This is a genomic window from Ferrovibrio terrae, from assembly GCF_943371255.1.
In the GTDB taxonomy this organism is placed as follows: Bacteria; Pseudomonadota; Alphaproteobacteria; order Ferrovibrionales; family Ferrovibrionaceae; genus Ferrovibrio; species Ferrovibrio terrae_B.
The window spans coordinates 23,007-37,152 of sequence record NZ_CALRUC010000003.1 but is presented as its reverse complement, the minus strand read 5'-3'; the positions used below and the strand labels follow the sequence as shown (position 1 = coordinate 37,152).

11 protein-coding genes are annotated in these 14,146 nt (G+C 64.1%); 7 read left to right on the top strand and 4 right to left on the bottom strand.

The genetic code is table 11. The features are described 5' to 3' along the window. Positions 1-9 precede the first annotated feature (9 nt). The 3 genes from AAG799_RS01410 to AAG799_RS01400 all read right to left on the bottom strand — a co-directional run bounded on the left by AAG799_RS01410 (position 10) and on the right by AAG799_RS01400 (position 4,568). Positions 10-888 carry a peptidylprolyl isomerase gene (locus AAG799_RS01410; protein ID WP_341894000.1) on the bottom strand — a complete coding sequence of 293 codons (879 nt, stop codon included), beginning with the start codon at positions 886-888 and terminating at the stop codon, positions 10-12. A 95-nt stretch (positions 889-983) separates the two neighbouring features. Further along, positions 984-3,461: a patatin-like protein gene (locus AAG799_RS01405; RefSeq protein WP_341893999.1), complete on the bottom strand. Its 2,478-nt coding sequence runs from the start codon at positions 3,459-3,461 to the stop codon at positions 984-986. 84 nt (positions 3,462-3,545) lie between these two features. Continuing rightward, positions 3,546-4,568 (bottom strand): alpha/beta hydrolase, encoded by a 1,023-nt coding sequence (locus AAG799_RS01400; RefSeq protein ID WP_341893998.1) that lies wholly within the window; start codon positions 4,566-4,568, stop codon positions 3,546-3,548. Between AAG799_RS01400 and ribA the strand changes: the two genes are divergently transcribed. The 3 genes from ribA (at position 4,567) to AAG799_RS01385 (ending at position 7,551) form a co-directional block, all read left to right on the top strand. Then, positions 4,567-5,679 carry a GTP cyclohydrolase II gene (gene ribA, locus AAG799_RS01395; RefSeq protein WP_341893997.1) on the top strand — a complete coding sequence of 371 codons (1,113 nt, stop codon included), beginning with the start codon at positions 4,567-4,569 and terminating at the stop codon, positions 5,677-5,679. The two genes, AAG799_RS01400 and ribA, sit on opposite strands and share 2 nt — an antisense overlap. A 260-nt stretch (positions 5,680-5,939) precedes the next feature. Next, positions 5,940-6,989, top strand: coding sequence for a hypothetical protein (locus AAG799_RS01390; RefSeq protein ID WP_341893996.1), 1,050 nt, complete (start codon positions 5,940-5,942; stop codon positions 6,987-6,989). A 52-nt stretch (positions 6,990-7,041) separates the two neighbouring features. Continuing rightward, positions 7,042-7,551 carry a L,D-transpeptidase family protein gene (locus AAG799_RS01385; protein ID WP_341893995.1) on the top strand — a complete coding sequence of 170 codons (510 nt, stop codon included), beginning with the start codon at positions 7,042-7,044 and terminating at the stop codon, positions 7,549-7,551. On the opposite strand, the gene AAG799_RS01380 is transcribed toward AAG799_RS01385, so the two are convergent. Then, on the bottom strand, positions 7,548-8,483 hold the full coding sequence (locus AAG799_RS01380; protein WP_341893994.1) for an alpha/beta hydrolase: 936 nt from the start codon (positions 8,481-8,483) through the stop codon (positions 7,548-7,550). The two genes, AAG799_RS01385 and AAG799_RS01380, sit on opposite strands and share 4 nt — an antisense overlap. A gap of 150 nt (positions 8,484-8,633) precedes the next feature. Between AAG799_RS01380 and AAG799_RS01375 the strand changes: the two genes are divergently transcribed. The 4 genes from AAG799_RS01375 to AAG799_RS01360 all read left to right on the top strand — a co-directional run bounded on the left by AAG799_RS01375 (position 8,634) and on the right by AAG799_RS01360 (position 14,076). Further along, positions 8,634-9,623, top strand: coding sequence for a nitronate monooxygenase family protein (locus AAG799_RS01375; protein WP_341893993.1), 990 nt, complete (start codon positions 8,634-8,636; stop codon positions 9,621-9,623). Between the two features lie 125 nt (positions 9,624-9,748). Then, the gene (locus AAG799_RS01370) at positions 9,749-11,650 is read left to right on the top strand and encodes a propionyl-CoA synthetase (RefSeq protein WP_341893992.1); all 1,902 of its coding nucleotides are present in this window, start codon (positions 9,749-9,751) and stop codon (positions 11,648-11,650) included. 3 nt (positions 11,651-11,653) lie between these two features. After that, on the top strand, positions 11,654-13,039 hold the full coding sequence (locus tag AAG799_RS01365; protein WP_341893991.1) for an AmpG family muropeptide MFS transporter: 1,386 nt from the start codon (positions 11,654-11,656) through the stop codon (positions 13,037-13,039). Between the two features lie 167 nt (positions 13,040-13,206). Next, positions 13,207-14,076 (top strand): GNAT family N-acyltransferase, encoded by an 870-nt coding sequence (locus tag AAG799_RS01360; RefSeq protein ID WP_341893990.1) that lies wholly within the window; start codon positions 13,207-13,209, stop codon positions 14,074-14,076. The last annotated feature ends 70 nt before the right edge of the window (positions 14,077-14,146 follow it).

The following is a 14,146-nucleotide window of genomic DNA, read 5'->3' as shown; positions in this document are numbered from 1 at the left end:
TTGGCGGTGTTACTTTTTCTTCGGCTCGGCGGGCGCGATGGTCGGCAGCTTGCTGCCGCCCGGCTGCTGCCAGTCGAGCTGCTCGATCTTGGCGGTCTTGCGCAGATCGGCCACCAGCTTCTCCACCGTTTCGCCGGCCATCATGTCATAGACCTGGCCGCGTACGTCCTCGAACTTCGGCGGGTCCGACTTGCGGCGGGCTTCCACCTTGATCACATGCCAGCCGAACTGGCTCTTCACTGGCGTGTCGGTGACCTGGCCTGCCTGCAGCTTGAAAGCGGCTTCGGCGAATTCCGGTACCATCTTGTCCTTGGTGAAGAAGCCGAGATCGCCGCCGGTGGCAGCCGTCGGTCCGGTCGAGCGCTTTTTCGACACCTCGGTGAAATCAGCACCCTTCTTCACTTCCTCGAGTGCCGCCTTTGCGTCAGCTTCGCTGGCGACCAGGATATGGCGCGCATGCACCTCTTCCTGCGGCGGCTGCTGCTTGATCAGCTCCTCGTAGCGGGCCTTCATCTTGGCATCGGTCACTTCCGTCTTGACCTTGCGGTCAAGATAAGCCTGCTGCAGCACCTGCTCGCGGGCGGACTGCAGCTGCTTTTTCACAGCAGGATCGTCGCCCAGCTTGGCTTTCTCGGCGGCTTCGCCGAGCAGCCGGCGGGCGGCGAGCTCGTTGATGATGCCAGGCAGAATCTGTTCAATCGGAATCTGCGCCATCTGCGGCGGCAGCTGATTGTAGAATTCCATCACTGCCGAACGCAGGATCGGCTGGCCGTTGACGCGGGCCACCACCGGGTCATCGGCAGTCTTGGCCGGCTGCGCAAGGGCAAGCGGACTGACAACCGCCATGGCGGCGGCAAGAAAAAGAACAGGGGACAGGGGACGGGTCACGGCACGGCTCGCTTGGCTGAAATTGGTCGCTTGGCTGAAATTGGCCGCCGAGCATACGCCAAATCACCGCCCGGACAAGGCGCGGAAATGGCGATTCAGGCGGCTTTTCCGGCCGCTATGGCATCCAGTTCCAGGCGCAGATCGGCGATCAGCGTTTGGCTGACAGCCAGGTTCGCCGCCTCGCGATCAAGGATCATGCGGAAGGCCTTCAGCTTGATTGCCATGCGGTCGAGTGGAATCTGCTGATCCGGTCCGCTGGCCGCATCGTAGACAATGTCGATCAGGCGGTCTGCAGCATGCAGGCGGCCCCAGAGGTAGTCATTCTCGCGATGCACGCGGCTGAAGAAACCGCCGAAGCGCCCGAGGTTGACGCCCTTCAGTGTGCCACCGCGCCGGATCGCCACGGCATCTTCCGGGCTGATGCGGTCAATGCGGATTTCGTTGAATTCACCCAGGTCGCGCCAGTTTGTAATGGTGAAGGTGAGCACATCCCAGAACGGAAAACCGATATAGCTGACCAGCAGATCCCGCCTCGCCTTGCTGCTCCAGTCCTGGGGCTGCAAATCGGCAAACAGCCCGTCCAGCTGGTCGGTGCGTCGATTGAGGTCAATATCGTTTGCCATCGCATCCACGGCGGCATCAATGGTGTCCAGATTGGCGCGCGCGAAGACCTGTGCATCCTGCGCCATGTGATCGGCCTGCTGCAGCGCGACGCGACGGAAGAATAGGGTCTTGATGCTGTCGATCGTCGATGTCGACAGGCAGCCCGCGCCGCTGAGGTGACGCAGGGTTTCCTGCGCCTCATAGAGCGCGCGTTTCAGCTTGTCGAGTTGTTCGGCTTTCAGGCCGCGATGGTCTGCATCGGCCAGCTTGCCATAAAGCTGGTTGAGCTGTTGCACGAGGAAACGCACACGGCGCTGACGGAAGGCGACATCGAAGCGCAGCAGAAAGCGGACCCAGCGGGGCAGGGCGTCGATGCCAGCGCCTGGCCTGGCGCGCTCAAACTGCTTGACAGTGTAGCAGACGCCGCGATCCTCGGCCCAGTGCAGCAGGGCCTGTCGTGTCCATTGCGCTTCGGTCGAACGTTCGCCGTAACCACAGGCATCGCAGACCAGGCGGGTGACAAAGTCCAGCACTGCCCCCAGTTTGAGGCGGACATAGCCTTCATAGGCAAAGCCGGCCTCGCGCACGGCGCGTTCGCTCACCTGCATACGCCAAAGCCGGATTTCCATCTCGCTGAGCGGCGTATCCAGGTGTTGCGGTGCGCTTTCCTCCACCAGTTCCGCGATCTGCGGCTGCGTCGCCTCGATCACGCCGCGCAGATGGCGGACGCGTTCATTGAAACGGCTGACACCGATCAGTTCATCGGCAATCGGCTCATTGCGCGGAATGTCGCTGAGCGAGCCTTTCAAGACGCGGAAGAAGCCGGGAATGCGTCCGGTCGGCGGCGGTGCCGGGCGCAGCGGCTGCGGATCGATGTAGACTAGCCGGCGGTCGACCTCGCGATAGGCCGGGCGGCCGCGGATCGCCTTCATCGCCGCGGCAAATGGCTTGTTGGCCAGCACGCCGCCATCGACGAAGGACGTCAGCTCCGGGTCGAGGTCGGCGCGCAGATAGTCGGCAAAATTGCGCGCGATAAAGGCCGTGCGGTTTTCCCATTGCCGGCCCTGCTCGGCCAGCAACCGGTCGACCTCGCCGATCTGCGCCGGCGGAAAGGCGCCCGGGAAAGCCGAGGTGGCGCGTCCGGCAAAGGCCAGTGCCGGTGCATCGGCGCGGGTGAAATCCGACTGCTCCTCGCCGCTGGGCCAGCGGCGATAACCAAAGCGCAAGGTGTGGCGATGCTCGCGATCCCGCACATAGGGTGGATCGTGGATCGGGATATGCTGCAGGAAGCCGTAGAAGTCAGTCACCGTCACCAGCAGGTCGAGTGCCAGATTGGTGGGCATCAACGAGTCGCCGGGCTTCACCGGATTGCCCATGGCTTCCAGGCCTGCCATCAGCTGGCGCAACAGATGCGTGCCGTCGAAGGGTGGCTGGAACCAGCGCGAACGGGTGAACAGGGAAATCTTGTTGAAGATTTCGGTATCGCCGAGCAGCAGCCGGCCGAAACGCGAACGTGCCGCCAGCCACAGCAACGGCCGCATATATGCCTTGCTCCACTGGCCGGCACGTTTCTCGGTATCGAGCAGGCGTTCGACATCGGCTTCGCGGAGCCACAGGTTGCGGAAATGATCGATGCGCAGGTCATGTGCCAGTGCGCGGCCGAGGATCAGGCCATTGATGCCGCCGGCCGAGGCGCCGGCGATCACATCGACGACAACCCGCAGATCGACATGCCTGCCGATTTCCTGCAGCAGCTCGAAATAGGCATGCTCGCTGTCATACTCGGTATCGCTGGGATGCACATGGTCGGCGAAGCTGGCGGTTTCGCGCTCTGCCCCCTTGGGCAGCGCGTGATAGGCGCGTGAGGCGCGTACCAGCTTGAGAATTTCCTTGGTCACGCCATGCATGTAAATGGCGAGCGAGACGCCGCCGAAACACACCAGCGCGAGGCGCAGTTCCTTTTCCTGCAAGCAGGTCTCCCCGGTCCTGCCGCGGCTGCGCGGCTACAGCCTTGAGTCTGCCTTGCTATGGCCCCGGGCTCAAGCGGCGACTCGTCATGACACGGAGAGAGCCAGCAGGGCGCTGGCGGCATCCTCCAGGCAGGCATCGCCCTCGGGCATCAGGCCGGCAAAGTTCGGCCAGGCATGCGGCAAGCCATGCCACATCCGCAGGCGCACAGATGTGCCGGCCGCCTGGGCCCGCACCGCCAGCTGCAGGGAGTCGTCACGCAGCAACTCGCTATCGCTGACATGCAGCTGCAGGGGTGGCAGACCGGCAAGATCGCCATAGAGCGGCGACAGCAGGGGCGCCGTGCGATCATGACCGCCGGCATAGAGCCTGGCGGCAAACTGCAGGTGATCGGCGGTGAACCAGGCGCAGCGCGCGGCATTCTCGGTGATGGCGGTGCTGCTGCAGGTCAGGTCGGTCCAGGGCGAAAACAGCGTCGCCGCGGCCGGCAGCGGCAGATCCTGCTGCTTGCAGGCCAGCATCAGGGCCAAGGCGAGGCCACCGCCGGCCGAGTCGCCAGCCAGCCACAGCCGGTCAGCGCGCCAGCCTTCGGCCAGCAGCCAGCGCCAGGCGGCCAGGGCATCCTGCAGAGCTGCCGGATAGGGATGTTCGGGCGCCAGGCGGTAATCCAGCGCGAACACGGCAACGCCCAGCCGATGGGCGAGGCGCGTGGTGATGGCCCGATGAGTGCGCGGATTGCCGCAGACATAGCCACCACCATGCAGGTAGAGCAGCGCGCGGCCACGGCGGGCCTGTCGCGGTCGCAGCCATTCGCCATGTACAGGGGCCTTGACCCGTTCGACCGTGATGCCGGGCAGCGGCCGGCTGCGGGTCAGCGCCCCCATCAGCGCGCGGATCAGTGGTACGTCCATGCGGCTGACACGGCGCGGTTTGACCAGGCGGCGCAGGCCGCGGGCGATCAGGCGGGCCTGCAGGCTGGGGGTAACCCAGGGGGCGAATTCAGCATTTCCGGGGGGCAGCGGATCGGTGTAACCGGCATCACCACGGAGCCCATCCTCGTTCCGGTGGCTTGCCGGGCTGCCGCCAGAGTCGTACATCGGATCGGTCATGACTGCTCTTTCCCCTTCCGCTGCCGCCATTGCCGTCGATCGCGCCGGCCACGAATTGCGCCGTGGGCGTCCGGTGCTGCTGACCGGCAGCCAGGGCGAGCGTGTCCTCGTACTGGCTGCAGAAACCCTGACCGAACCGACTCTGGCCGAACTGCGGCAGTGGGACAATGCGGCGGCACTGGTGCTGCCTGCCTCGCGCGCCGCCGTGCTGCATATCGGCCCCACCGGGCATGACACGCTTCTGTTACCCCTGCGTGACCTGCCGGCAGTGCCAGAGGAACAGGCCTCCCTGATCCGGGATCTGGCCGATGCCAGCCGTGATCTGGCCGCGCCGCTGCGGGGGCCGTTCACGCGGCTCAAGGCCGCGCCGCCGGAAACCGCGCGTCTGGCGGTAAAACTGGCCAAGACCGCCTATCTGCTGCCGGCCGCCGTGCATATTGCATTGCCCGCCGATGCCATGCCGCCGGCTGACATTCACAGCCTGCCGGGCGAGGCGGTGACCAGCTATGACATGGCCGCGGCTGAAACGCTGGTCCCGGTCAGCCAGGCACGCCTGCCGGTGATGGATGCCGAGAATGCGCAGCTCTTTGCCTTCCGCCCGGCCGATGGCCGCCAGGAGCATTTCGCCCTGGTGATCGGGGCCCCTGATCCTTCCACGCCTGTGTTGACCCGGCTGCATTCGGAATGCTTCACCGGCGATCTGCTGGGATCCTTGCGCTGCGATTGCGGAGAACAGTTGCGCGGCGCCATCCGCACCATCAGCGAGGCCGGCGGCGGCGTTCTGCTGTACCTGGCCCAGGAAGGCCGCGGCATCGGATTGGTGAACAAACTGCGGGCCTACCAGCTGCAGGATCAGGGTTTCGATACGGTGGATGCCAATCAGCGGCTCGGTTTCGATGCCGACGAGCGCTGGTTCCTGCCCGCTGCCCGCATGCTGCAGCGGCTTGGCTTCAACCGGGTCCGGCTGCTGACCAACAACCCGGAAAAAGTGACGGGCCTGGCCGCCTGTGGCATCGACGTGGCCGAGCGGGTGCCGCACAAATTCCCCTCCAATGCTCATAACGAGGCCTATCTGGCTGCCAAGCGCAAACGCTCCGGTCATTACCTCTGACGCCCGGCAGGAATTGCCGGGCTGAGCTATTTTCGCGGTTAACTATATGAATTGTCTGGGCTGAATCTTGGCCCGTGGCTTGCAAATCTTGTGTCCGAGGAAGGACCATGATGCCAAGCCCGATCCCTGCAACCGCCTACAGCACCCCCCCGGTGCCCCAGCCGATGGCCTACAGGCCCCCGGCGCGGGATCGGTTTGCGCAGGGTGCGTCGGGCCAGGATATGGAGGTTCTGGGCGCAGTGCCGACTGCGGCGTCTCAGGTGGCCAGCGAAAACGGCACCGCCGAGGCCAAGGAAAGCCGCCCGTTATTCGGCAAGGACGGATTCACCTTCGGGGATCTGCTCGACATCATCAATCCGCTGCAGCATATCCCGGTCGTTTCGACCGTTTATCGCGCCATCACCGGCGACAAGATCGATGCCGGGTCGCGCATTATCGGTGGCGGCCTGTTCGGCGGTCCGATCGGTCTGGTCGCCTCGATGGTCAGCGGCATAGTTGAAGAGGCCACCGGCAAGGATCCGGGGGAGCACGCTCTCGCAGCCCTTGGCATCGATATCGGGCCGGGAAACCGGGAAGCGCCGGTGACGGCGCTGGCTGATGCCACGCAGTCCCCCGCGGATATGACACAGGGCGAATTGGCGGCTTTGCAGGCGCAGGGCGCGCAGCTGCAGGCCGCACAGGCACAGGGAGCGGCACGGGCACTGCCTGGTCAGGATCTCAAGCTTGGCGTGACGACAGATGATGGCCGTGGCCGCAAGCTGGCTGACGCTGCCGCTGGGCAGGTGGCCCCGAAGCCGAGCGGTCCGGTCGAACTGCCTGCCGATTTGTTCCAGGCCCTCAAGCAGACCGCCGCCACCCAGCAGGCGAATGCGCAGTCGACCGCCGCAAACAGCGCCACGGCCAATCAGGTTCTGTTGCAGCAGCCCTCCCAGTCGCGTAATGCCGGGCCAATGCAGACCAACACCGCTGCCGCCAGTTCGAATGCCGGCCCCATGCCTGACAATGCCATCCGCACTGCTGATGGCCGCACCTGGTTCCCGGCCTTCCCGACGGTGGGTAGCGGCGCGCCGGCACCGAGCCGCGCTGTCGGCACCACGCCGGTGACGCAACAGAATGGTGCCTCGAAATTCGGCGTCACCCGCGGTGCGTCCTATGCGGCTTCGCCGCAGGCCGCCACTGCTGCCACCGCCGCCCAGATCCAGCAGAGCAGCGATCCACAGACCGAATGGTCGAATCGCGCCAGCGAAGCTTATCAGAAGTATTTCGAGATGCAGGACCAGAAGAACCGCCGCGCCGGCATCGTTCAGTAACCCAAGACCTGCGGCCCTTGCATCGTTGCGCTGAATACCGCTTGATCGCTGCATGAGCGATATTCTCGTTACCCCTGACGGCATCCTGCAATTCGGTGGCCTGCAGTTCCGCTGCGCGCTGGGCAAGGGTGGTGTGCGGTCAGAGGCCGACAAGCGCGAGGGCGATGGTGCGACGCCGCTCGGCCGCTATCCGATCCGCCAGGTTTTCTATCGGGCTGATCGCCTGTCACCGCCCGAGACCCGCCTGCCGCTGCAGGCACTGACGCCGCAGGACGGCTGGTGCGACGATCCCGCCGACCCGGCCTACAACCGTTTTGTCACGCTGCCCTATGCCGCGAGTCATGAAAAACTCTGGCGCGAGGATCATGTCTACGATGTGATTGCCGTGCTGGGGCATAATGACGATCCGCCGGTGCCCGGCCTGGGCAGTGCCATATTCCTGCATGTCGCGCGGCCCGAATACAGCGGCACCGAAGGCTGTGTCGCTTTGGCCTTGCCTGACCTGCTCGCCCTGCTGGCGGTCTTGCGGCCCTCTACGCATCTCGATTTGCGGATGGGCTAGGGTCTGGCCCTGCTCGCCGCCATGTCGATCGCGGCCAGAACGGCTGCCGGACGCGAGAAATGCAACGGATGCCCGCCGCCATTGGTCACCACCAGTTCGGCACCGGGGATTTGGGCGGCCAGCGGGCGGCCATGAATAAACGATGACACCGAACGGTCGGCATCGTTGACGACAATCACCACAGGCAGCCGCAGATCCGCATAGCGCGAGGCCTGGCGACGCAGAAAATCATCCAGCTCGCGCACTTCGCGCGCCGTCGCGGCGAAATCGGCCGGCCGCAGGCTCAGCGCCACCGGCGTTCTGTGGAATGTGGCCGGCACCGGTTCAGGTGCGAAAACCGAGTCCACTGCGCTGTCCTTCAATATGGCGCCAACCGGAGTGACGATGGTGTGTTTCAGCACCGGGCCGATCAGGGGTGCATCGGCAATGCCGAAGGGCAGGGCGGCAGTCTGGCGCCAGGGATGCGAGGCGGGACTGACCAGCACGAGTGCCGCAACCTCGTCGGGGTATTGCAGGGCATAGCTCAGCGCAACCGCGCCACCATAGGAGAAGCCGAGCAGGATCGGTTTCTTCACGCCGAGCCTGTTCAGCGCGGCACGCAGATAGCGCGCCTGGCCATCGGGCGTGGCAGCATAGTCGGGATTGCCCTGCTCGGTATAGCCATGGCCCGGACGGTCGATCGCAATGGAGCGGTAGTGCTGCTGGGTCTGCGGCATCAGGCTGACGGCGAAATCCTCGGCAAAGCCATAGGCACCGTGGATCATCACCAGCGGCGCTCCTTCACCATGCTCAATGACATGCTGACGGATGCCGCCGGCTTCGATCAGCCGGCCGCTTGGCGGAAAGGCCTGTTCTGCCTGTGCCGTCAGGTGTTCGCTGGTGGCGCCAAGGCCGAACAGGGCGGCGCCAAGAAGGATCAGGGCTGTAAGCATCGGGGCCTGTGCTGGTTCCAATTTATACGGCTGGTGTGGCCGGATGGATGACTGCCGTAACGTCAATGTGAGGGATTCACATTTGACCGGATTGACGGCACCCCAGGCCTGCCCGATCATCCGGCCAACGAATTTCCTTGGAGGAAACCCATGACCCTACCTGCCGTCGTTCAGGGCCGCCTTTCGCTGCCGGTCATCGGCTCGCCGATGTTCATCGTCTCCGGCCCCGAGCTGGTGATCGCCCAGTGCAAGGCCGGCATCGTCGGTTCCTTCCCGGCATTGAATGCACGGCCGGCGGAAGTGCTGGAACAGTGGCTGCAGCGCATCACCACCGAACTGGAGGAGTATCGCGCCAGGCATCCGGACAAACCGGTGGCACCGTTTGCGGTCAACCAGATCGTTCACCAGTCGAACGACCGGCTGCAGCATGACGTCGAGATGTGCGTCAAATACAAGGTGCCGATCGTCATCACCAGCCTGCGTGCGCCGAATGAAGTTGTGAATGCCATCCATTCCTATGGCGGCATCGTGCTGCATGACGTGATCAATATCCGCCATGCCAAGAAGGCGCTGGAAGCCGGTGTCGATGGCCTGATCCTGGTCTGTGCCGGTGCCGGTGGTCATGCCGGCACGCTCAGCCCGTTTGCGCTGGTCTCGGAAGTGCGCCAGTTCTTCGACGGTCCGCTGGCGCTGTCGGGCTCGATCGCCCATGGCCGCCATATCCTGGCCGCGCAGGCGATGGGAGCCGATTTCGCCTATATGGGCACGCGCTTCATCGCCACCCAGGAAGCCAATGCAGTGCCGGGCTACAAGCAGATGCTGATCGACTCGGCCGCCGGCGACATTGTCTATTCCTCGCTGTTCACCGGCGTACATGGCAATTACCTGAAAAAAAGCATCATTGCCGCCGGCATGGACCCCGACAATCTGCCCGAGGCCGACAAGAGCACCATGAGCTTCGGTTCCGGCGGCAGCTCCAAGTCGAAGGCCTGGCGCGACATCTGGGGTGCGGGCCAGGGCGTCGGCCTGATCGAGGATGTCCCCAGCGTCGCTGATCTGGTTGCCCGGCTGAAGCGCGAATACGATGCCGCCAAGGCCGAACTGGTCGGCGGCAGCCGTGCTGCGCAGGCTGCGGAATAAGCAGACGGCAGAATAGCGCCTCGCTGCGAAACCGGACTTAGACGAGGGTCGTAACTCACCCCCGTGGCCTGTTATGGGCACGATCTGCTATAGATCGTGCAAAGAACAAAAGCAGGGAGGGGCGGATGTCTGGCCGCTACGAACAGGTTTACGCAGCAGCAAAAGCTGACCCCGAGGGTTTCTGGGCCGAGGCGGCGCAGGCATTGCGTTGGTCCAAGCCCTGGGATCGCGTGCTGGATGCATCCAATCCGCCATTTTACCGCTGGTTTGCCGGTGCCGAATGCAACACCTGCTACAACGCCCTCGATCGCCATATCGAGGACGGCCATGGCGAGCGCATCGCCCTGATCTACGACTCGCCGGTCACCAATACGATCCGGCGCTTCACCACGCGGGAACTGCGCGACAAGGTCGCCAAACTGGCCGGCGCGCTGCAGGCGCATGGCGTGCAGAAGGGCGACCGCGTCATCATCTACATGGCGATGACGCCGGAAGCGGCAATGGCCATGCTGGCCTGCGCCCGCATCGGCGCAGTGCATTCCGTGGTGTTTGGCGGCTTTGCGCCGCGTGAACTGGCCACCCGCATCGACGATGCCAAGCCCAAGCTGATGATTGCCAGTTCCTGCGGCCTGGAAGTTGGCCGCGTGGTCGAATACAAGCCGTTGCTCGATCAGGCCATCGATATGGCCGTGCATAAGCCCTCAGCCTGCCTGGTGTTCCAGCGGCCGATGTATGCCGGGCCGATGACCGAAGGCCGCGATTTCGATTTCGATGCCGAAATCGCCAAAGCGCAGCCGGCCGATTGCGTCCCGGTGCAGGCCACAGATCCCCTCTATGTGCTCTACACGTCTGGCACCACCGGTATTCCCAAGGGTGTCGTGCGCCAGAATGGCGGCCATATGGTGGCGCTGCACTGGTCGATGAAAAATATCTACGGCATCAATCCTGGGGAGGTTTTCTGGGCCGCCTCCGATGTCGGCTGGGTGGTCGGGCATTCCTACATCGTTTACGCGCCACTGCTGTATGGCTGCACCACGCTGCTTTACGAGGGCAAGCCGGTCGGCACGCCCGACGCCGGCGCCTACTGGCGCGTGATCGAGCAGCACAAGGTCGTGGCGCTGTTCACGGCGCCGACCGCCTTCCGCGCGATCAAGAAGGAAGACCCGAAAGCCGAGCTGCTGAAGAAATACGACCTCAGTCACTTCCGCACCCTGTTCCTGGCCGGCGAGCGCGCCGATCCCGATACGGTGAAATGGGCAGAGGACAATCTGCACAAGCCGGTGATCGATCACTGGTGGCAGACCGAAACCGGTTGGCCGGTCGCCTCGAACTGCATGGGTATCGAGGTGCTGCCGGTGAAGCACGGTTCGCCGACGCGCATCGTGCCGGGCTATGACGTGCAGGTGCTGGATGACGACGGTCATCCGGTCAAGGCCGGCGATATCGGTAATATCGTCATCAAGCTGCCGATGCCGCCGGGCTGCCTGCCGACGCTGTGGCAGAATGACGAGGGCTACAAGAAAAGCTACCTCGCGCGTTTTCCCGGTTACTACAACACCGGGGATGCCGGCTTCATCGATGAGGATGGATATATCTTCATCATGAGCCGCACCGACGACATCATCAATGTTGCCGGGCATCGCCTGTCCACCGGCGGCATGGAAGAGGTTCTGGCATCGCATCCCGATGTTGCCGAATGCGCCGTGGTGGGGGTCGCCGACCAGTTGAAAGGTCAGGTGCCGCTCGGATTCGTCGTGCTCAAGGCCGGTGTCACCAAGCCAGAGGAGCAGATCCTGCGCGAGCTGGTGCAACTGGTGCGTGATCGAATCGGACCGGTGGCGGCTTTCAAGCAGGCCGCGGTGGTGAAACGGTTGCCGAAGACGCGTTCGGGCAAGATACTGCGTGGCACCATGCAGAAAATCGCCGACGCGCAGGACTATCGCATGCCTGCCACCATCGACGATCCCGCCATTCTGGGCGAGATCTCCGAGGTGTTGCAGCCGCTCGGCTATGCCAAGCGGCCCTGATCGGTGGCGCTGGGCACACGCGTTTCCGCTTCCCTCGCGGCTCTGGCGGTCTATCGCGACCGCCGGGTGCTGGCGATTCTGCTGCTAGGCTTTGCTTCCGGCCTGCCGCTGGCGCTGACCGGGCAGACGCTGCAGGCATGGCTGAAAGAATCCGGCGTTTCGCTGCAGTCCATCGGGCTGTTCGCCCTGGTCGGCGTGCCCTATACGCTGAAATTCCTCTGGGCCCCGCTGGTCGACCGTCTGCCATTGCCGATCCTGACGCGCTGGCTGGGCCGCCGGCGCAGCTGGCTGATCTTCGCGCAAGTCGTCTTGATGGCCGCGATTGTCGCATTAGCGTTCAGCAATCCCGGCCAGGCCCTGGCCGTCACGGCCCTTTGCGCCGTTGCGGTCGCCTTTGCCTCGGCCACGCAGGATATTGTGATCGATGCCTGGCGCGTCGAAATCCTGGAGCAGCGACAGCTCGCTGCCGGTGCGGCCTCCATCGTCTTCGGATATCGCATCGGCATGCTGGTATCCTCGGCCGGGGCGCTATATCTCGCGGACCAGTTTGCCTGGCCGCTGGTTTATCTCGCCATGGCGGCCCTGCTGGTGATCGGTGCCGTGACGGTGCTGCTGGTTGGCGAACCGCAGGCACAGCCGCGTGGCGATGCCGAACGACGTTTCAACGAAGCGCGGGCCTGGCTGGCGCGGCGGCCGCATCTATCAGGTCCGTTCGCCGGTGCCATGGCCTGGCTCTATGCCAGCGTCGCCGGGCCCTTCCTGCAGTTCATGTCGCGCAAAGGCTGGGTCGGCATCCTGTTGTTCGTCATGCTGTTCAAGCTGGGCGACAGCCTGGCCGGTGTATTGGCCACCAGTTTTTATCTCGATATCGGGTTCACCAAGACCGAGATCGCCGAGATCGGCAAGCTCTACGGCTTTGGCGCCACCATGCTCGGGCTTTTCCTCGGTGGCTGGCTGATGCAGGCGGTCGGGCTTTACCGCGCGCTCTGGGTTTGCGGCCTGCTGCAGATGGGATCGAACCTGCTGTTTGCCGTGCTGGCCATGCGTGGCCATGATCTGTGGTTCCTGGCGCTGACGGTGGGGGTGGAAAATCTTGCCAGCGGCATGGGCACGGCGGTGCTGGTCGCCTATCTCTCGGCGCTCTGCGATGTTGCTTACACGGCCACGCAATATGCCCTGCTGTCGTCGCTGACGGCGGTGGCGCGCACTTTGCTGTCGTCCTATGCCGGTTTCCTGGCCGGTGCCTTCGGCTGGCCGGCATTCTTCGTTCTGACCACCCTGGCCGCCCTGCCGGGCCTCGCCCTGCTGGCCTGGCTGACCCGGCGCGGCGCTGAAACGCGGCTGGATGCCCGCCGCAGCGGCGCTTCCGCGCTGACAGCCGAGGATTGAGCCGAGCCCGGATTACAGGTCTGCCGCGAGTCGGCTGAGGCACAACATTTTGTGGTTGCAGCGGGCTGCCAACCGCAACATATTTTCTTCGAATACGCGTTTTAATATATGTGTCATAGATTTGACACTATTGCATCATCGTGTATAGCGATAGTCGGAGCATGAACATGCAGTTGCCACTCTCCGTTCCATCGGCCATCCCACAGCCCCGCGCGTCCCGCAGCGGTTGGCAGTGCACGTCTGCCGATGGCCGGTTCGAAGTGCGTCTGACCCGCAGCCCCGACGACATCGCCGCGGCGCAGCGTCTGCGCTATCAGGTGTTTTACGAGGAAATGGCAGCCGAGCCTTCGCCGGAGATGGCCCGCCTCGGTCTCGACTTCGACCAGTTCGATCGGCTGTGTGACCATCTCATGGTATTCGATCGCCGCCGCCCTGAAGGCGAGCAGGTGGTTGGCACCTATCGGCTGTTGCGCCGACAGATGGCTGAGCTGCATGGCGGCTTCTATTCCTCGTCGGAATACGACCTGCAAATTATGCTCGATTATGTCGGTGCCGGTGGCGGCCTGCTGGAACTCGGCCGGTCCTGCGTGCATCGCGACTACCGCACCAATGCAACGATCCAGCTGCTCTGGCGCGGCATCTCCACCTATGTCGCCGATCATGGCATCAGCTTCATGTTCGGCTGCGCCTCCTTCCCGGGCACCAACCCGCAAGACCATGCGCTGGCGCTGAGCTACCTGCACCACAATCACTTGCCGCCGCCGGAATGGCGGGTGCGCGCCCTGCCGGAGCGGTTCGTTTCGATGAACCTGATGCCGGCCGACCAGGTCAATCCGCGTGCCGCCCTCCATGCGCTGCCGCCGCTGATCAAGGGCTACCTTCGCCTCGGCGCCTATATTGGCGACGGCGCGGTGATCGACCAGCAGTTCGGCACCACCGACGTCTTCATCCTGCTTCCGGTGGATCGCATCGCCCCGAAATACCAGAACCGCTTCTCGGCCGATGAAGGCCTGATCGTGACCGAATACCACGCCTGATCGGCGTAAATACCGGACTGATACCCGCGGCGCCGTTGATCGGCGCCGCTTTTGTTTGTGTGGTGCGCCG

Coding starts and splice junctions, on each gene's coding strand:
- AAG799_RS01400 (WP_341893998.1), bottom strand. CDS start 4,568: ATGACCGATCCGATGTACGACTCTGGCGGCAGCCCGGCAAGCCACCGG.
- ribA (WP_341893997.1), top strand. CDS start 4,567: ATGACTGCTCTTTCCCCTTCCGCTGCCGCCATTGCCGTCGATCGCGCC.
- AAG799_RS01360 (WP_341893990.1), top strand. CDS start 13,207: ATGCAGTTGCCACTCTCCGTTCCATCGGCCATCCCACAGCCCCGCGCG.
- AAG799_RS01385 (WP_341893995.1), top strand. CDS start 7,042: ATGAGCGATATTCTCGTTACCCCTGACGGCATCCTGCAATTCGGTGGC.
- AAG799_RS01370 (WP_341893992.1), top strand. CDS start 9,749: ATGTCTGGCCGCTACGAACAGGTTTACGCAGCAGCAAAAGCTGACCCC.
- AAG799_RS01380 (WP_341893994.1), bottom strand. CDS start 8,483: ATGCTTACAGCCCTGATCCTTCTTGGCGCCGCCCTGTTCGGCCTTGGC.
- AAG799_RS01375 (WP_341893993.1), top strand. CDS start 8,634: ATGACCCTACCTGCCGTCGTTCAGGGCCGCCTTTCGCTGCCGGTCATC.